General features: G+C 61.6%; 16 protein-coding genes. 10 read left to right on the plus strand and 6 right to left on the minus strand.

The annotated features are described in order from the left end of the window. The 4 genes from WAO69_RS11830 to WAO69_RS11845 form a co-directional block, all read left to right on the plus strand. Positions 1-268, plus strand: a 268-nt coding sequence (locus WAO69_RS11830) for a hypothetical protein (protein ID WP_422179324.1), incomplete at its 5' end; no start/stop codon positions are given. A 26-nt stretch (positions 269-294) separates the two neighbouring features. Continuing rightward, on the plus strand, positions 295-1,146 hold the full coding sequence (locus WAO69_RS11835) for a dynamin family protein (RefSeq protein ID WP_422179326.1): 852 nt from the start codon (positions 295-297) through the stop codon (positions 1,144-1,146). A gap of 51 nt (positions 1,147-1,197) precedes the next feature. Further along, positions 1,198-1,575 carry a hypothetical protein gene (locus WAO69_RS11840; protein WP_422179328.1) on the plus strand — a complete coding sequence of 126 codons (378 nt, stop codon included), beginning with the start codon at positions 1,198-1,200 and terminating at the stop codon, positions 1,573-1,575. Beyond that, the gene (locus tag WAO69_RS11845) at positions 1,572-2,390 is read left to right on the plus strand and encodes a hypothetical protein (protein WP_422179330.1); all 819 of its coding nucleotides are present in this window, start codon (positions 1,572-1,574) and stop codon (positions 2,388-2,390) included. The genes WAO69_RS11840 and WAO69_RS11845 overlap by 4 nt, the downstream gene beginning before the upstream one ends. 74 nt (positions 2,391-2,464) lie before the next feature. Here WAO69_RS11845 and WAO69_RS11850 read toward each other — a convergent pair whose 3' ends face one another. Both WAO69_RS11850 and pcaQ read right to left on the minus strand, forming a co-directional pair. Continuing rightward, complete coding sequence (locus WAO69_RS11850) at positions 2,465-3,559, minus strand: response regulator (protein ID WP_422179333.1); 1,095 nt, start codon at positions 3,557-3,559, stop codon at positions 2,465-2,467. 164 nt (positions 3,560-3,723) lie between these two features. Then, positions 3,724-4,635 carry a pca operon transcription factor PcaQ gene (gene pcaQ / locus WAO69_RS11855; protein WP_422179335.1) on the minus strand — a complete coding sequence of 304 codons (912 nt, stop codon included), beginning with the start codon at positions 4,633-4,635 and terminating at the stop codon, positions 3,724-3,726. A gap of 108 nt (positions 4,636-4,743) precedes the next feature. On the opposite strand from pcaQ, the gene pobA reads away from it, so the two are divergent. The 4 genes from pobA (at position 4,744) to pcaG (ending at position 7,723) form a co-directional block, all read left to right on the plus strand. After that, positions 4,744-5,913 (plus strand): 4-hydroxybenzoate 3-monooxygenase, encoded by a 1,170-nt coding sequence (pobA, locus tag WAO69_RS11860; RefSeq protein ID WP_422179337.1) that lies wholly within the window; start codon positions 4,744-4,746, stop codon positions 5,911-5,913. 11 nt (positions 5,914-5,924) lie between these two features. Continuing rightward, positions 5,925-6,326: a 4-carboxymuconolactone decarboxylase gene (pcaC, locus tag WAO69_RS11865; protein ID WP_422179339.1), complete on the plus strand. Its 402-nt coding sequence runs from the start codon at positions 5,925-5,927 to the stop codon at positions 6,324-6,326. Next, positions 6,310-7,038: a protocatechuate 3,4-dioxygenase subunit beta gene (gene pcaH / locus WAO69_RS11870; protein ID WP_422179341.1), complete on the plus strand. Its 729-nt coding sequence runs from the start codon at positions 6,310-6,312 to the stop codon at positions 7,036-7,038. Before pcaC ends, pcaH begins: the two co-directional genes overlap by 17 nt. Before the next feature lie 64 nt (positions 7,039-7,102). Then, positions 7,103-7,723, plus strand: a complete 621-nt coding sequence (pcaG, locus tag WAO69_RS11875; protein ID WP_422179343.1) for a protocatechuate 3,4-dioxygenase subunit alpha — start codon at positions 7,103-7,105, stop codon at positions 7,721-7,723. 31 nt (positions 7,724-7,754) lie between these two features. On the opposite strand, the gene WAO69_RS11880 is transcribed toward pcaG, so the two are convergent. Then, on the minus strand, positions 7,755-8,228 hold the full coding sequence (locus WAO69_RS11880; RefSeq protein WP_422179345.1) for an Lrp/AsnC family transcriptional regulator: 474 nt from the start codon (positions 8,226-8,228) through the stop codon (positions 7,755-7,757). Positions 8,229-8,343: 115 nt separating this feature from the next. On the opposite strand from WAO69_RS11880, the gene putA reads away from it, so the two are divergent. Then, positions 8,344-11,808 (plus strand): bifunctional proline dehydrogenase/L-glutamate gamma-semialdehyde dehydrogenase PutA, encoded by a 3,465-nt coding sequence (gene putA, locus WAO69_RS11885; RefSeq protein ID WP_422179347.1) that lies wholly within the window; start codon positions 8,344-8,346, stop codon positions 11,806-11,808. A gap of 73 nt (positions 11,809-11,881) precedes the next feature. Continuing rightward, positions 11,882-12,451: a hemerythrin domain-containing protein gene (locus tag WAO69_RS11890; RefSeq protein ID WP_422179349.1), complete on the plus strand. Its 570-nt coding sequence runs from the start codon at positions 11,882-11,884 to the stop codon at positions 12,449-12,451. On the opposite strand, the gene WAO69_RS11895 is transcribed toward WAO69_RS11890, so the two are convergent. From WAO69_RS11895 to WAO69_RS11905, 3 genes are read right to left on the minus strand one after another with little or no spacing between them, the layout of a single operon-like run. Further along, positions 12,452-13,282: a 3-keto-5-aminohexanoate cleavage protein gene (locus WAO69_RS11895; RefSeq protein ID WP_422179351.1), complete on the minus strand. Its 831-nt coding sequence runs from the start codon at positions 13,280-13,282 to the stop codon at positions 12,452-12,454. 41 nt (positions 13,283-13,323) lie between these two features. After that, positions 13,324-17,115: a translocation/assembly module TamB domain-containing protein gene (locus WAO69_RS11900; RefSeq protein ID WP_422179353.1), complete on the minus strand. Its 3,792-nt coding sequence runs from the start codon at positions 17,113-17,115 to the stop codon at positions 13,324-13,326. Continuing rightward, positions 17,112-18,911, minus strand: coding sequence for an autotransporter assembly complex protein TamA (locus tag WAO69_RS11905; RefSeq protein WP_422179355.1), 1,800 nt, complete (start codon positions 18,909-18,911; stop codon positions 17,112-17,114). Before WAO69_RS11905 ends, WAO69_RS11900 begins: the two co-directional genes overlap by 4 nt. Positions 18,912-18,952 lie beyond the last annotated feature (41 nt).

Here is an 18,952-nt window from a genome sequence, read left to right on the forward strand (position 1 = left end):
TGCCGAAAGCTTTCGTGCCATGATCAAGGGCGAAACAGACGCCGTTCTGGCCGAACTGAAGTTTGAACAGGCCGATGCCGTGCAGGCGGCCGCGCTCAAGACGCTGGTGCAGTTTCTGGGCGAGCAGCGCGAACTCCTGCTGGAACTGGCGGTCAAGGCCGAAGACGGCGCGGATGCGTTCGACGCGGCCCTCTCGGCGGATGATCAAAGCGATCGTCTGGCGGCACTGGAAGACACGATGCGCACCTTCACGACATGCGCGGCCTGACACAGGGCGCGGCTGGAGCAAGACCCATGAGCGATATGCAGGACACAGACCCCGATACCACACAGCGCACCCCGCGCGTCGCCCTGATGGGAGAATTCAGCGCAGGCAAAAGCACCCTAACCAACCTGTTGCTTGGGGCCGACCCCCTGCCGGTTCAGATCACCGCGACACGGCTGCCTCCGGTCTGGATCACCCATGGCACCGGACCAAGCCTGCGCGAAGACTCCATGGGCGAGGTGCATGAACTGGGGCCCGAGGGTCTGGACGGCGTGCGCATGGAGGATACGCGCCTGATCCAGATGCAGATGACTTCCGATATTCTCAACATCTGCGATCTGGTGGACATGCCCGGCATTTCCGATCCGAACATGGACAGCTCGGTCTGGGGCGATGTGATCAGCGAGGCTGACCTGGTCATCTGGTGCACCCATGCGACGCAGGCCTGGCGACAGTCCGAAGCCGCCGCCTTTGACAGCCTGCCCGAGCGGCTGAAGAAAAACGCCATTCTGCTGATCACACGTTTTGACAAGCTGCATACGGATCGAGACCGCAAACGCGTGATGGCGCGGGTTCATGCCGAAACCCGGGGCCAGTTTCGCGCGATCTTCCCGGTGGCGTTGCTGGATGCGCTGAAATCCGGTCAGGACCGCGACAGATGGGAACGCAGCGGGGCAGAGCCCTTTATTGCCAAGCTGCTTGATCTGCTGACCAATCCCGGCTCGACAGCCGACGCCCAGGAGCCTGTCGCACAACCAGACGCCGCACCAACCGCAGACATCCGCCAGATCACTCCAGTGCGCCCCGTCCGCGTGACACCGCGCCCGGACGCAGGGACTATGCGCCCGCGCCCGCCTGTTGCTGCGGTGCCCCATGGCTGAGAACGGGCAAACCCGCCGCCTTGATGGAAGCCACCCGTTTCAAGGTGCCCCATGAGCGTCGCTGATGAACTGGACAAACTGCGCGCCACCCTGCCCGGCTGTACGCTGGTTGCCTATGGCGATCTTGGCACGCGGATCGTGCTTTGCGCCAGCGCGGCCCAAAAGCGGCCACAGGAAGAACTGGATGCGCTTTGCATGGCTGCCAGCGCCTCTTTGAACGGCAGCCATAGCGAGCCTGTTGCCAGCTTTCTCGGCGGCGCGCGGTTGAGCGAAGTCGTCAGCATCGGCCCCGGAGAAATCCAGGTCTTCCTGCGCTCGGATCTGGATGCCTGCGATGCCCTGTTCTGCACCTTTGCCGATCAGACCGATATCCGGGACATGGTGACTGCGGGCAGATCCACGCTGCATCGGATATCGCAATTGTCATGAACACCGCCCTTGCCACATATCCCGGCGATGCTGTCGGTGCGATCAAAGGGCGAACCGCTGCGCGCCTCCATCGTCTGAGCCAACGCGTCCGGTTGAACGGGCTGGGGCACCGGCGTTTGTCCGGGGGCGATACCCGCGCGCTGACCACGGCGATTCTGCGCGATATCGACGAGACGATCCTGCCGCGCCATGTACGTGTGACCACGAATGCCGGCCAGACCTTTACTCTGGATGTGGCCGGGCGGCGTCTGTTGCGCATGGTCATCAGCGGCAGCGGCGGCAGCGTTAGTGCGCCGGATGATCCATTCGAGGCGGCGCGGGTGCTGGCGGGCGAGTTGAAACGCGCCTTGATCCGCGCAACCGAAGTCACCCTTCAGACCTATCGCATGGACAGCGCACAGGACCGCGAGGATGTCGGCAGTTCGGCCAGCACTCTGGCCGATGCGCTTGGTCTGGACCTTGAAGCCCTTGATGGCGAAAGCACCACCAAGAAAGCAATGCGCGCCCTGGGTCGACAGGCGCAAGGCCTTGTGGTGGTGGACGGGCATGGCCACATCACTCAAACGCTTGGCAACGATGTGGTGGCAGGCTGGCTGCAGGATCTGGCCGAGGCACATCTGCATGACATCACCCTGTCCATGGCTCAGACCCTGGGGCGCAATCAAAAGAACGGCTGCATGAGTCTTGGCACGGATACGGCGACAGGCGCGCATCTGGTCTGCGCTATGTGTGACAAGGTCCGCATACTGGCCCTGGTCGATGCGCGGCACATAAATGCATTAATGCCGGTCCTTCAGGATATTTTTACCCAATAAACCCCCAAAAACGCAAAACGAAAGGGCGGCCCGCTGAAGGCCGCCCGTTTTGTTCTGTGTCTGCGATGTTGTGCCTAGTGGCTTTGGCTGCGTAAGGCGGGCTCGTCGCGCAACAGGTCATCCAGCACGGTCTCATAGGCGCGCCGTTCAAGATGGGCATGAGCCGAACTGCGCGGACGGTTGAGCACTGCGTGCGAAGGCAGACTCACGACATCCTGGGTCTGCATGGCCCGTGCCTCGACATTCTCGACCGCTTTGTTGAGCGCATAGAGCGCACCGTATTTGGTGATCGAGCGCATCGCCACAGGCTCACCCACGATCAGTTCAACCGACTCGGGCTGTGGATTGCGCGCCATGATCGTGGCGGCAATCTGGTTCAGATGAAGCTCGACGCGCGGATGAAGCGCGGTGTTGCGACGGTGGCTGACCGACAGGAACACTCCGTTCCCGCGATAGCAGATGAGGTTGCCGTCCTTGCGCACAAGCCGCGAGAGGCCCGTCGCCGTATCCTGCAGAATCTGGCGGAAAACCGGAGACGGAAGCTTGGCATAAAGCTCGGTCGCATTGGCGATTTTCACAGCCGTTGCAAAGGAGTTGAACAGTTTGCCCTGCGACAGTTGAATCACATAGTTTTCAAACTCGGCATAACCCAGAACGCTTTCGACATCGTCGATCGAGATCGGATCATCCAGTGCGAAATGAAGGTTCGCATCCAGTTCTTCCTTGAGCGCCTTGGCGACCTCGATCGAGCTGCGCGCGCGGCTTTGCTCTTCGATCAGCAGGGCCGCGGTTCCCAGACGGGAGCGCAGTTCAAGCAGATCAAACGGCTTGGTCAGATAATCCGTCGCCCCGGCCGCAAAGGCCCGGTCGATATAGTCGCGATCCGACATCGCGGTCAGCATGATGATCGGCGTCTTTTGGTAATCGCTGATGTTGCGCAATTCGCGGCAAAAGGTGACGCCGTTCACATCGGGCATCTGGATATCCAGCAGCAGGCAGTCAAAGGGCTTGTCCTGACGTTCCATCAACTGGATCGCATTCTCGACCGAAGAGGCGGTGGTCACGTCATAGGTTCCAAGCGCATTCAACGCAGTCTTGAGAAGCTCAAGAATGCTCGGCTCGTCATCGACGGCCAGAACACGGGTCTTCTTTTGTACTTTGTTCGCCATAAGAGGCACCTGTCCCACTACATTCTTAGGGTGCCAATATTGTTTAAAATTCTGTCCAAATTTGGGACCAACAGTGTCAGCCGGGTGAATTCAGCCGCTTTTCTGGTCGTGTTTTGAACAAGATTGGCGCGACAGCACGCGCCGCTTTTAACCCAAGGCGCGCTTTACAGGGCCAGGGTTTCGACCGCTGTGCGCACCGCCTGACGAAAATGGCGCACCAGCATCTTGGGTTCTTCCTCGGCACGGGTCATGATGCCGACGGGCCCGGCTGTCAGGGTGGTATCAATGGGAAGTTTGCGCAAAATCCCGGCCTCGACATCCGCCGCGATCACCCCTTCAGAGATGACCCAGATCGCATCCGAGGCGCGCACCAGCTCGCGCCCATAAGCCCCCGAAACGGTCTCGATACGGTTGGGGATGCGGGTCATGCCCTCGGCCATAAGCAAGCGATCCACCAGAGGACGAATCGCTGATCCCTCGGCCGGAAAGATCACCGGCCAGTTCTGAAGATCCCCCAGCCGCATGGCCTTTCCCAGAGGATGGCCGGGGCGCACCACGAATGCCACCGTTTCAATGTAAAGCTGCACAAAGGACACGCCCTTCATCGACGTCGGCGGCCCCATCCGTCCGACAACCAGATCCAACGCGCCACGCCGCAGCCGATCCATCAGAAACCCGTGCGGACCTTCTTCGAAGTAAAGCGTCGCTTCGGGCCGCAGCGCTCCGAATGTCTGGCTTGCCAGAGGCAGCACCCGCGCAGCAACCGAGGGCAGCGCCCCCACAGCGATGCGCGCAGGCCCGCCATCGCGCATCCGGGTCAGCCCGTTCAGCCCCTGCTCAAGCATGCTGAGGGCGCTGGCGGCGGATTGCAGGAAAACCTCCCCCGCCGGGGTCATGCGCACACCACCGCGATCGCGCTGCATGAGGGGGGTCTGGACCACCTCCTCCAGTTCCTTCAACGTCTTCGAGATCGCCGGTTGCGTCAGGTTCAACACCTCAGCCGCACGTTTGAGGCTTTTCTGACGGCTGATTTCCACGAAAGCCTGCAGGTGTCTGATCTTGATCCGCCGGTCCATATGCGCCTCATACTTTCCAATTCAGGCAACTGTATCAGCCATTTTTTCAATTTCCATACGTTTTTGATTCAGCAATAGTGACCCTCCAAGACACCAAGGGAGGCCATCATGCGCACTCAGGTTGCCATAATTGGCGGAGGACCATCAGGTTTGCTGCTGGGCCAGCTGTTGCACCGTCAGGGCATCGACACCGTCATTCTCGAGCGCAAGACCAAGGCATATGTCCTCAGCCGCATCCGCGCCGGGATTCTCGAGGTCGGCATGGTCAAGCTGATGCGCGAAGCCGGTGTGGGCGAGCGCATGGACCGCGAATGCTTTGTGCATGACGGAACCCTGATTTCCTATGGCGATGATCTGTTCGGCATCAACTTCAAGGAATACACCAACACCTCGGTGGTGGTCTATGGCCAGACGGAAGTGACCCGCGATCTTTACGCAGCGCGCGAGGCGGCAGGCGCGCCGATCATCTACAACGCCAGTGATGTGGCTATTCACGACGCGGATGGTCAAACCCCCCACATCACCTATCGCGTGGACGGCATGGAACAGCGGCTCGACTGTGATTTCATCGCGGGTTGTGACGGGTTTCACGGGATCAGCCGCCAGACCATCCCGCTGAGCGTGCGGCGCGAATATGAAAAGGTCTATCCATTCGGCTGGCTGGGGATCTTGTCGCAAACACCACCGGTGAATGACGAACTGATCTATGCCAGTTCGGAGCGTGGTTTCGCACTGTGCTCCATGCGCAATGCTAATCTCAGCCGCTATTACATCCAGTGTTCCCTGTCAGACAGTCCCGATGACTGGAGCGACACCGCCTTTTGGGACGAACTGCGCCGCCGCATCCCTGCCAGCCAGGCCGAAGCGCTGGTGACCGGCCCATCTATTGAAAAATCCATCGCCCCGTTGCGGTCTTTCGTGACCGAGCCGATGCGCTGGGGCCGTCTGTTCCTGTGTGGCGATGCCGCCCATATCGTGCCCCCCACAGGTGCCAAGGGACTGAACACCGCCGCCTCTGACGTGCATTACCTGTATCACGGGCTGGTGCAGCATTACCGCGACGGCGATGACGAGGGGATCGAGCGCTATTCCGAACGCGCGCTGGCGCGGGTCTGGAAGGCCGAGCGCTTCAGCTGGTGGTTCACCAATCTGATGCACCGCTATCCAGATCAATCCGAGTTTGATCTGAAAATGCAACAGGCCGAGATTGCCTTTTTGCGCGACAACCACAACGCTCAGAGCGTGATGGCGCAGAATTATGTCGGTCTGCCATACTGAAAGGGCCTGCGATGAATGAACGATATCAAAAGGGAATGCAGGTGCGCCGCGCAGTTCTGGGCGATGCGCATGTGAACCGGGCCGAGGCCGCCAAGACTGCCTTTGACGCGCCCTTTCAGGAGATGATCACCGAAACCGCCTGGGGCAACCTTTGGGCGAATGACCGGATCAGTGCGCGGGATCGATCGATGCTGACGCTGGCTCTCTTGGCCGCGATGGGCAATTTCGAGGAAATCCCCATGCATATCCGCGCCACCGCGCATACAGGGGCCAGCAAGACCGACGTTCTTGAGAGCTTTCAGCACGTGGCGATCTATGCCGGTGTGCCACGCGCCAACCAGGCGCTGAAACTGGCCAAGGAAACATATGCCGAAATGGAACGGGAGGATGCGTGCGATGCCAAAACAGGGTGAATTCTATCAGCGCGACCGGCAATGGCACCCGCCTGCCCTGGTGCGCGACTACAAGACATCTGTGACCCGCTCTCCGCAATATGCGCTGATCAGCCTTGAGAACACCGTCAGCGAGATCACCGGACCGACCTTTGGTCACAACGATATCGACCCGCTGGATAATGATCTTCTGAAGAATTTCGCCGCCCCCGGCCAAAGCCCTGTGGGCGAACGCATCATCCTTCATGGGCGCGTGCTGGACGAAAACGCACGACCCGTGCCCGGCACTCTGGTCGAGATCTGGCAGGCCAATGCAAGCGGGCGGTATCGGCACAAGAAAGACACCTATCTTGGCGCGCTTGATCCGAATTTTGGCGGCTGCGGGCGGACCTTGACGGATGAGAACGGGTATTACGTCTTTCGCACGGTCAAACCCGGTGCATATCCATGGCGCAACTGGATCAATGACTGGCGCCCGGCGCATATCCATCTTTCGGTCTTTGGCACCGCCTTTGCCCAGCGCCTGATCACCCAGATGTATTTCGAAGGCGATCCGCTGATCCAGACCTGCCCCATCGTGAAATCCATCCCCGATCCCAAGGCGGTCGAGCAACTGATCGCCCCGTTGGACAGGAATGCGACCATCCCCTTGGACAGCATCGCGTATAAATTCGATATCGTGCTGCGCGGGCGACGCTCGACCTTGTTTGAAAATCGGCTCGAGGGGAACTGAGCGGTTCCGGGACAGGCGGGAACCGGGGCTCCGGTTTCCAGATCCGACACAGGAGAGACAGAACATGCCACAACGCCTGGATTATCTGAAGGAAACGCCCTCGCAGACGGCCGGTCCTTACGTGCATATCGGCCTGGCACCCGGTGCCGCCGGATTTGAAATCTATAAATCCGAACTGGGCTGGGACATTGCCGGACCCAACGCCAAGGGCGAGCGTATTCGCGTCGAAGGGATCGTCATCGACGGCACCGGCAGCCCGGTGAAAGATGTGCTGCTTGAGGCCTGGCAGGCCAATGCCGCGGGCGTTTATGCGCATCCCGATGCGACCGGCGAGGTCGAGGACGGCTTTCGCGGATGGGGCCGCGTGATCACCAATTTCGAAACCGGGGAATGGGGATTTGATACCATCAAACCCGGCCCCGCCATGGGGCGCAACGGTCAGGTGCAGGCCCCGCATATCAACCTCTGGGTTGTGGCGCGCGGCATTAATGTGGGGCTGAACACGCGGCTCTATTTCTCGGACGAAGCCGAGGCCAACGCCACCGACCCGGTGATCAACACGATCGAGTGGGAACGCCGCCGGGCGACGCTGATTGCCCAGCGCAGTGATGACGGCGATGTGCCGGTCTATCGCTTTGATATTCGCCTGCAGGGCGAGGGTGAGACCGTGTTCTTTGACATCTGACGCCGTGCACGCCTGACAGCGCGTGCCCGGCTCAATAGCCGATGTCCTTGACCGCCTCCATCGACACATGGGTCGAACTGCTGCCCACATAGGGCAAGGCCGAGATCTTCTCGCCAAGAACCTGCCGGTATGCCTTGATATCCGTCGTGCGCACCTTGAGCAGATAGTCGAACGCACCGGCGATCATGTGGCATTCCTCGACCTCGGGCATCCGCTGAACTGCATCGTTGAACGCGCTCAGAGCGCGCTCGGTGGTGTCGGTCAGCTTCAACTCGACAAATGCCACGTGATCATGCCCCAGCTTGGCCGGGTTCAGAACAGCGCGAAACCCGGTGATATAGCCTTCTGTCTGCAACCGCCTCAGACGTGCCTGAGCGGGGGTTTTCGACAGCCCTATGCGTCGGGCCAGATCCGTCACGGGCAAGCGACCTTCCTGTGACAGAAGATTCAGAATCGCGATATCATATCGGTCCAGTTGACTATATTGACCTGCTTTGAGCCTCATCTGACCGCCTTTCGATCCAATCATTGGTCTATTGGCCTATCAGATATCCCAAATCAGGCACCTCGACCAAATGCTTTCTGGTATCTTTCGCCAACCCCAAGCCCTGAGGTGCCTCATGCAAACCCTAGACCAGATCCGCCACACGATCCGTGCCGATACGCTCCGCCCCGACAGCGAGATCCTTGCCCGGCTCATCGCCGACAACCCGATCGACGAAGATGTCCGCGCACAGGCAAGCCACCGCGCCGCCGATCTGGTGCGCGCGATCCGCAACGGCGACGACCCCGGACTGATGGAGGTGTTTCTGGCCGAATACGGCCTGTCCACCGACGAAGGCGTTGCCCTGATGTGTCTGGCCGAAGCCCTGCTGCGCGTGCCTGACACCGACACGATTGATGCGCTGATCGAAGACAAGATCGCGCCGTCCCATTGGGGTGAACATCTGGGCAAATCTTCTTCGTCTCTGGTGAACGCCTCGACCTGGGCCTTGATGCTGACCGGCAAGGTGCTGCAGGACGGCAAGGGCATGGCGGCTGTTCTGAAAGGGGCGGTCAAACGTCTTGGCGAGCCGGTGATCCGCACCGCAGTGGCGCGCGCCATGAAGGAACTGGGCGCGCAATTCGTGCTGGGCGAAACCATCTCGGAGGCCGTCAAGCGCGGCCGCAAGAAAGAAGCGCAGGGATACACGTTCTCGTATGACATGCTGGGCGAGGCCGCGCTTACCGCTGCCGATGCGCAGGAGTTTTATGACGCCTATGCCGATGCGATCACCCGACTGTCGCCCGAATGCCGCGATGCCGATATCCGCAACAACCCCGGTATCTCGATCAAGCTTTCGGCGCTGCACCCGCGCTATGAACTCGGCCAGAAGGCCCGCGTGATGCGCGAACTGGTCCAGAGCACCCTGACCCTGGCCCATATGGCCAAGGACGCAGGCATGGGCCTGAACATCGACGCGGAAGAGGCCGACAGGCTGGACCTGTCACTGGATGTGATCGAGGCGGTCCTGCGCGACCCGTCGCTGGCGGGTTGGAATGGTTTTGGCGTCGTGGTGCAGGCCTATGGCAAACGCGCCGCCCCGGTGCTGGACTGGCTTTATGCGCTGGCCGGTGATCTGGATCGCAAGATCATGGTCCGGCTGGTCAAAGGGGCCTATTGGGACACCGAGATCAAGCGCGCGCAGGTCGAAGGGTTGCCCGGCTTTCCGGTCTTCAGCCAGAAGGCCGCGACGGATATCTCGTACCTGTCCTGCGCGAAAAAGCTGCTGGGCATGACCGACCGGATCTATCCGCAGTTTGCCACCCATAACGCCCATTCCGTCGCCACCATCATCGAAATGGCCGAGGATCCAACCGCGTTCGAATTCCAGCGCCTGCATGGCATGGGCGAAGCGCTGCATGACCGCGTTCTGGCCGCCAATGCCACGCGCTGCCGGATCTATGCGCCGGTCGGAGCCCATAGCGATCTGCTGGCCTATCTGGTGCGGCGTCTTCTGGAGAACGGCGCGAACAGCTCGTTCGTCAACCAGATCGTTGATGAAACCGTCCCGCCCGAAACCGTGGCCGCAGACCCGTTTGATACCCTGCGTCCGGGATATGCCCCGGTCAAAGCCCCGGCAGATCTTTACGCGCCCGAACGGACCAACTCGAAAGGCTGGGACCTGCGCAACCCGATTGATCTGGCCGCCATCGAAGCCGCCCGCAGCCCATGGGCCGATTATCGCTGGGACGGCGGCCCGCTGATCGCAGCCCCTCTGGAAACCGGCGAAACCCTGACCGTCCTCAACCCTGCGGATGCCTCCGATACCGTTGGCGGGATCACGCTGTGTTCCAAGGCGGATGTCGAGGCCGCGCTGGAGGCCGCGCGCGCCTGGGATGCGACCCCCGCCGAACGCGCAGAAATCCTCACCCGCGCCTCTGACCTCTATGAGGCGCATTTCGGCGAGATCTTTGCCCTGCTCACCCGCGAAGCAGGCAAGACGCCGCTCGATGCCATCGCGGAGCTGCGCGAAGCTGTCGATTTCCTGCGCTATTACGCAGCGCGCAGCACCGGGCTTGACCACCCGGCGCGCGGCGTCTTTGCCTGTATCTCGCCGTGGAACTTCCCGCTAGCCATCTTCACCGGCCAGATCGCCGCCGCTCTGGCTGCCGGCAATGGCGTGCTGGCAAAACCGGCCGAACCCACGGCCCTGACCGCGGTGCTGGCCGTGGGCCTTTTGCACAAGGCCGGTGTGCCGGCCCAGGCGCTGCAACTTCTGCCCGGTCATGGATCGGTTGTCGGCGCGCGCATCACCTCGGACCCGCGTGTGGGCGGCGTGTGCTTTACCGGTTCCACCGCCACCGCGCAGGTGATCAACCGCGCGATGGCCGCTGATCTTGCGCCCACTGCCCCGCTGATCGCCGAGACAGGCGGGCTGAATGCGATGATCGTGGACAGCACCGCCCTGCCGGAACAGGCGGTCAAGGATATCGTTGTTTCGGCCTTTCAATCCGCCGGTCAGCGCTGCTCTGCCCTGCGGATGCTTTATCTGCAGGAGGATATCGCCCAACCCTTCCTCAGGATGCTCTATGGGGCCATGGACGAGCTGCGGCTGGGCAACCCCTGGGATCTGGCAACCGATGTGGGCCCCGTGATCAACGAGGCTGCACGGGCCGATATCGCAGGCCATATCGCGCAGGCCCGTTCGGAAGGGCGCATCCTCAAAGAGCTCGCGGCCCCCGCGACCGGAACGTTCATCGCGCCCACAGTGATCCGTGTGAACGGGATCGCCGACCTTGCGCGCGAAGTGTTCGGGCCGGTTCTGCACGTGGCCACCTACCGCGCGGATGATCTGGACCGCGTGGTCGATCAGATCAATGCGACCGGCTTTGGCCTGACCTTCGGCATGCACTCGCGCATTGACGATCGCATCGAGCAGGTCACCCGGCGTCTGAAGGCAGGCAACATGTATATCAACCGCAATCAGATCGGAGCCATCGTCGGCTCTCAGCCGTTTGGCGGCGAAGGCCTGTCGGGCACTGGCCCAAAAGCGGGCGGGCCAGCTTATGTCCCCCGCTTTGCAAGCGCCGAACGGGTGATTCATCCCGCAACCACCCGCACAAGCGGTGATCTGAAACCCATACAGGCCGCGATTGACGCTGCGCGGCCCGACCACGGGCCTCTGGGTACGATTTCACTGCCCGGTCCCACCGGGGAATCCAACCGCCTGTCCGAATTCGGGCGCGGGGTCATCCTGTGCCTTGGGCCTAACGCCAGCGCGGCGCGCGTGCAGATGCGCATTGCCGCCGCGAATGGCTGTGCCGCCGTCGGCATCGCACCGGGCCTGAGTGGTTCAGGCTGTGTGGATGGGCAGCTTGACCCGACAGCCCTTGGCGCGCTTGACGGCTTTGATGCGGTGATCTGCGAAGCCGAGGACGCCCTGCTGAGCGCGATCCGTATCGCTCTGGCCTCGCGCAGTGGCAAGCTGATCCCGCTGTTTGCCGAAACGGATCTGGCGGCACGCTGTCGGATCGAACGGCATATCTGCGTCGACACGACCGCTGCCGGAGGTAACGCCAGCCTGCTGGCCGAAGTCAGTTGAGATCATCGGCTTGGACCCGGCCCCGCAATGGGCTAGGTCCTGTCCAAGCCCTTCTCAGCCGGTATTCACAGCCATGACGACAGACCTGCTTGATCTGACATCCCGCGCGGGCCTGCCCGACGCCCTGCGCGTTCTGGCAAAGGAGTTCCCGCGCGAGGCCTGGCAGGCGCATGCGAACTATTCCCAGTTGATCGACTTCTGGCTGAACCGCCACATGATGTTTCGCAAACTGCTGACCCAGTTGAACACGGATGCCGAAGCCGCCGTGGATCGCAAGCTGGAGGCGCAGGCCTACAAGGCGCGGGTGCACCGCTTCGGCGGCATGCTGATCAATGAACTGCATGGGCATCACCAGATCGAAGATGCCCATTACTTTCCCGTCATGTCCGGTCTGGACGCGCGGGTTGCCAGCGGCTTTGACATTCTGGACAGCGATCATCACCTGATGGACGAAACGCTGCACGCTTTGGCGACGGGTGCGAACGCGCTGCTACAGGCCGAGGGTGCCGGATTTCACGACAAGACCGGCGCGTTTCATCACCAGCTTGATGCGTTCGGCGCGCTGCTGAACCGCCATCTGCTGGATGAAGAAGAACTGGTGGTGCCCGTTCTTCTCAAATACGCGCCCGAACAGTTTCGCTGATCACGCGGCACGCAACCCAAGCAGGGCGCGCGCCTCGGCGGGGGTGGCCACGGGGCGTTCATACTGGTGGCACAGATCCACGGTGCGCTGAACCAGAGCCGCATTCGAAGGCGCAAGGCTGTCCTTGTCCCAGCGGATGTTGTCCTCCAGCCCGGTGCGGCAATGCCCCCCCGCGGCGATACACCATTCGTTGACCACGATTTGCCCCTGCCCGATGCCAGCCGCACACCATTCTGCATCCGGCGCCAGACGGCCCAGTGTCTGCACGAAAAAGTCAAATGAGATCTTATCGACCGGCATCGCGTTCTTTACGCCCATGACGAACTGCACATAAAGCGGCCCCGTCAATCGCCCGTCACCGGCCATTTTGACGGCCTGAAAGATATGGCTGAGATCGAAGGCTTCGATCTCGGGCTTCACGCCATAGGTTTGCATCTCCGAGGCCAGCCAATCCACCAGATCGGGCGGGTTCTCATAGACGCGGGTGGGGAAATTGTTCGATCCCACGGTCAGCGAGGCCATGTCAGGCCTCAGGGGCAGCATCCCGCCCCGCTCCTTGCCGGCCCCTGACCGTCCTCCGGTCGAAAGCTGCACGATCATTCCCGGACAATGGGTTTCTATACCTTCCTTGAGCCGCGCGAACCTTTCGGGGTCCGAGGTGGGCGTCTGATCTTCCATACGCACATGGCAATGGGCGATACTGGCCCCGGCTTCGAAAGCGGCCTGCGTGCTTTCGATCTGCTCGGAGATCGTGATGGGCACGGCCGGGTTGTTCTCCTTGCGGGGAACCGACCCTGTGATTGCCACGCAGATGATGCAGGGTTTTGCCATGGGATGATACCTCGTGAGATTTTCTATTGGCAGTTGCTGCCTCAGTAATCTTTCTCGAGAAAGATGCCTATGCTTGATTCATTGTCCGAGCGCGTTGTTCCCCGCGCCGTCAGGCTGGGGCTGAGCGTCAGGTTCAGGTTGATCTCGGTCTCACCATCGGTCGAACTGGAAATGTCGGAATAGATATTCTCGGTCAGATACTTGCCCGCCCGCACAGTCGTCTCTCCCGTATCGGTGGTCGAGACATCCAGATCGTCCAAACCAAGGCCCTCGCGCACCCGGCCAAAGACCCCTGTGCCGCCTCCGGTCAACGTCGCAAGCGCGTCCGCGATCTGAAGCGCCTGCAGAGTCGAAATCTGGGTCAGATCGCGCCCGAAAAGGAAGCGAGACAGGATTTCGTCATCGGGTAGTTCGGGATTGGACGTGATCGTCAGTTTCGGCTCGGAGACTTCCCCTTCGATGGTAAAGATCACATCCGTGGACCCGGCCTGCGCGGCGGCTACGATGCGCATGAAGGGCGCGAGATCGCCCTGGGGTTCGATATATCCTTCGGTCAGATCCACCCGTTGGCCCAGGATGTTCAGCCGCCCCCGTATCAGATTGAAGCGACCGGATGGCACCACCTGATTGGCGTTGCCCCGCAAACGCAGCTCGCCGCCCATCTCGGCATCGAGGCCGCGTCCACGAATGAATATCCGCGAAGGTGCCGAGATCAGAACATCCAACTGATAGGGCGGGGCGTTGGAGTTCGCGCTGCCATCGTCTTCCTTCGGGATAAGTCCGGCATAATCGCGCGTGCGCCTGCCAGCCTCGCTTTCATTGACATGGATAAGTCCGGGCAGAGCCGCCGAAGACGCACCGGATGTGCTGGGCACCTGAACACCAATCTCGTCGAAAACAATCTGCCCCGCGATCCGAGCACCGCCAGTCAACGGACCGCTGACGCTCAGTTGCCCATTTGCCTTTGTTTCATAAAGGCCGGGTTCGATCAGGCCGACCTGCTGCAAAACGATCGTCAGGTCACCGGAAAACGGAGCGCTCAGGGTGATCGGCCCTGACACCTGAACCTGCCCTCCAGAAGAGACGCCAAGGCTGACCTGTGTCTGCGCCCGCCCACCGGACAAGGTGATGGTGCTGTCGATAGGCTGCAAGCCGATCTTTTGACCGGGCAGCGACATGAGCGCCCCGTTTGTCGACAGGGTTCCGCTCACGGAATTCAGCTCAAGCGGACCGTTGAGGCCCAGATCAAAGCGAAGCAATCCTTCGGCAATATTGGGTGACAGCCGAGCGTTCGCCAGCGCCAGCGGGGCCGCACCCGTGACCGTCAGATCCCCACGGCTTGCGTCCTGCGCAAGCGATCCGGCAACAGCTGCCTCCATGCCAGCGGGGCCCTGCAACTGGCTGTCGATCTGCCAGTCACCCCCGTCGGATGAAATGCGCCCCTGAGATGAGACCGCGCCGGGAAGGGCCGCGACCAGCACACCGATGTTCGGGATATCGACGCTGTATTCGATCCGGCTGCGATCGGGTGAAACCGAACCACTGACATTGGCCTTCAGGCGTGGCGCGTCAACTGACAGCGTGTTGACGGTGATCACCCCGGCCGCATCGCGCCGTGCATCCAGAACAAATCCGGCAGCCCCCGACAGCATCGTATCCAGTTCGACAATCTCAAGCACCAGATCGGTGGCCGTGCCCTCCAGACGGACCGCGCCCGTTTGCGCCCCGATATCCCCTTCGCCCTGCAGCTGGAGGTCGACGCCGCCTGCGACCGGCCGGTCCAAAGCCCAGGCATATTGCGAAAGATCACCAGAGGACATGGTGCCGGACAGCCGGGTCACGCCTGTCTCCTGGGGGGTGCGCACGGTTACTTTGGCCTGCGTGTCTCCGGGCAGCGAGGCCGAGAGATCCGCGTTCCAGGCTGTGCCTTCCTGATCAAAGACCACAGCAAGCCTGCCCTGCCCCGACATATCGGGATGGATGATCGAGGCATCCTTCAGCAGCGCGTCGATCTCTCCGCTGTTCTTGCCGGTGGTCAGCGAGGCATTTCCGGAAATCTCGGATTGCGGCGTCGCGATATCAAAGAGGTCAAGATATGTGCCCGTAGCGTCGCGCCGCGCCTTGACGTCAAGAGAGCCCACGCCCGCAATCAGGGGATCCACCTGTGACAAGCCAACGGCCAGATCTTCAGACGTCCCGGCAATCTCAAGATCGAACGCACTGTCCAGCGGCGTGACATCGCCCGTGACATCCACGCGCACGGCCCCCGAGATGGTTTGCCCCGCGACAGCCGCAAACCGGCTGAGATCAGAAGCGGTCAAGGTCAGGTCGCTGGTGATGACAGGGCTCTGGCTGCCCTCGGGCAGGTCGACCTGAACATCACCGGTCAGACCATAATCTCCGCCCGACAGATCAAGGTTGCTCAGGCGGAACGGCGCATCTTCTTGCAAGGCGAAGGTAAAACTCGCAGCCAGAGCAGAACCCACCGCGCGCGTCAGATCTTCATCGCCCAGATCCAGTCCGGTCAGATCAAGCGCTATGTCGCCGCCTGCCTGCCCGATCGCGACCCCATCGCCGGTGCTGATCGTGCCGTTGCCGCTCATGCGTGCCCCGCCCAGCGCAAAGCCGTCGCGGGTGAGCGTGTCTACCAGCAGATCCAGCCGCCATTCATCGCCCTGTGCCGCGTCAAAGGCGAAGGTCAGATTGGCGCGCTCCAGCCGAGTCTCGGGACCGGGAATTGACAAAAGCACGCTTTCGCCCTCGGGCGGTGTGATAGAGGCCCGCAGATCAATCCGTTGCGGCCAGGCCTCGGGGTCAAGCGTGATCTGACCATTGATGTTGAGCGCCGCCGAGTTGAGGGCGAGGCGGTTGATATCCAGCCCCCCCTGATCCGAGCGCAGGGCACGAATGTCGAGCGAAACCTCGGAGCCGAAGAACGAGCGGTAATCGGGCTGCAGAAGCGGGCGGATATCGCCGGCCAGTTGGGCAGAGAACATCTGTTCGCTCAGCCCCGCATCCGATTGGGTTGTGCCCAGTTCGACCGCGCCGCTGAGGCGATCCACACCTTCGGTCTGCAAGGCGATCTGGGCGATGAAATCACTCAGCGGGCCTTCTCCTTCGATCCGCAGGTCCACTGGCGGGCGATCCGGCAGATCAATCAGATTGGCCACGATACCGTCCGCATCTTCCGAGAGGACAAAGGACAGGGACAGGATTTCCGTACTGTTGGCATAGCTGCCATCCAGAACGAATGTCCCGCGCCGTTCGTCAATGCGTGCAATGTTCAGATCGACAGCACCTTCGCCTTCGGCCAGCGAGGCCGAGCCCGTCATGCTGACGACGGCAGCCTCACCGAACACGGGTTCGCTGATGCTGACCCTGTCGATTCTGACCTCGCCGATCTGGATCGACACCGGCAGTTCGGGCAGGGAAAACTGCGTGGCTTCGGGCGGCGGAAGCGAAGGCAGGGCAAAGCCTTCGTCCTGCTCGGGTTCTTGCTGTGCCGAGGGCAAGCGCGTCAGTGTCACAGAGGCAGCAGTCAGGCTGTCCAGTTCAAGCCGACCGCGCAACAAGGCCGCACGGCGCCAGTCAAGCTGGGCATCGCTCAAGGTGAGCCAGACTCCTTCGGCATCCGAAATCGTCAGTTCTTTAAGTGTCGCGGTCGAGCTGAGCGCACCCTGAAAGCCGGTGATGCGCACCTTGCGGCCATCGCCGGACAGCGCGTCCTCGATGGTGCGCTGAACAAACCCGCGATCCGCGTCATCTTGTGCCTGCGCAGGCAGGCTCGCCGGAATCAGCAGGGCGCAAAAAGCAATGGATCTTGCAAGTTTCAAAACGCCTGTCCTATCCCGATGTAGATCTGAACACCGTCCCCTGTCGTGCCTTGCACGGGCGCTGCGACATCCACACGCAGGGGTCCGATCCCGGTATTGTAACGCAACCCGACCCCAGCGCCTGCATGCCAATCGCCTGATCCGTTCACAAAGCTGTCCGACCCGATGAACCCGGTATCTGCAAACACGACTGCTCCGATGCTTTCGGTGACGCTTGTGCGCAGCTCGAGCATGGTTCCGAGAAAACTGCGCCCGCCAACCTGACCGTTGATCCCGGGCAAGCCAACGCCAAGCGACTGATAGGGCTGGCCGCGCACGGTGCCACCGCCGCCGGAATAGAACAGAAAGTCAGGGTATGTTTCCGTAAGTGAGGACCCGAGGATCGAGCCCCACTGCACGCGTCCGGCAATCACGGCACGGCCACCCGCGATGCTGCGATAGCCGCGCGCATCCGCATAAAACCGCGCCCCCGAGGCGGTGCCGGAAAACCCGACATAGGGCGTGACCTCGACCCGCAGGAATGTCCCGGTTGTTGCATCAAGCGGATCATCGCGTCGATCCCACGAGACGACCGCGGGAAAGGACAACATGCTGAAATAGCGCTCACCGAGGGCAGTAACAGTCCGCGAGCGCAGGAGCGATGCGGCCAGTTCTGCTGAGATCCCGGCGCGCGCATACCAGACGATCCCCCCGGTCAGTTCAAGCCGGTCCAACGCATAGAGCGGATCATCAACGCTTTCCAGTTCGGCCTGCGCGAACACATCCACATCCGCACGCAACAGCGCAGGGAAAGTGAGCCGGGTACTGAGCAGATAGTCGATACCGCTTGTTTGCGCCCCGATCTGGTTGATTTCCGCTTCGACGCGCAGGTTCTCCGCGCCGCCAAAAATGTTGCGGTGCATCCAGAAGCCCGTCAGGTCGAGCCCTTCGAACGACGTCAGCTCGGCACCGACACCGAACCGGCGGGGTTTGCGGTCGACCACAGTCAACTCCACATCCATCGAGCCGTCGGGTTCCACCTCGCCTTCGCGCAATGACACCGAGGCGAAGGCACCCGTCCGGCGGAGCCGGGTCGCGACAGCGGACATGCGATCCGGAGAAAACTCCCTACCCCCGGGAAAGCCGGCGATCCGGGCCATCGCCTCACGTCGCACCGCGCTATCGCCTTTGATGATCAGATCTCCAAAGCGCACCTTGGGACCGGGGATAATCCGCAGATCCGCTGACAAGGTATTGGCCGCATGATCCGCCACGATCCGTTGATCGCCCTGCTGGGCCTTGGCATAGCCAGCTTCGCGCCAGCCAACCACCGCCGCCTGGCTGGTGACCCGGATCACCGTTGCAAATGCGGGCTCACCCGGCGCAAATCCTTCCGGCGGGGCATCGCCCGATGCCAACGGAGCAACCGAGGTCTGACCAAACCGGAACTGCGGACCCGGATCGACGGACATCTCGATACTGCGGATTTCGCCGGGCAGGGAAACAAGGGACAGCGAGGCGACTTCTCGCCCATCCACGCGGATGCGCACCACGCCGCTGTAATACCCATAGGCATAGAGCGTTTCGATGAAGCGCTTGTAATCGGCCAGAGCAGCGGAAACCAGATCGGCGGATCCGGTTTGTTCCTGTTCGATTGCAACCAGGGTCAACGACGCGGCGCGCAGATCCCGGGTGAGGTCTTCGTCTGCGCTGGCAACATTCAGCGCGACATTCGGTGCCGCCTGGAGCGGCGCAGAAAGCAACACCAGCCAGGTCACTCCCATCAACACCCGGGAAAGGAAACCTGATCGGCTCATTCTTCGAAATCCCTTGCCCGGCGCAACAATGACATCCCCCG

The organism is Aestuariivita sp. (assembly GCF_049276915.1).
Taxonomy (GTDB): Bacteria; Pseudomonadota; Alphaproteobacteria; order Rhodobacterales; family Rhodobacteraceae; genus Aestuariivita.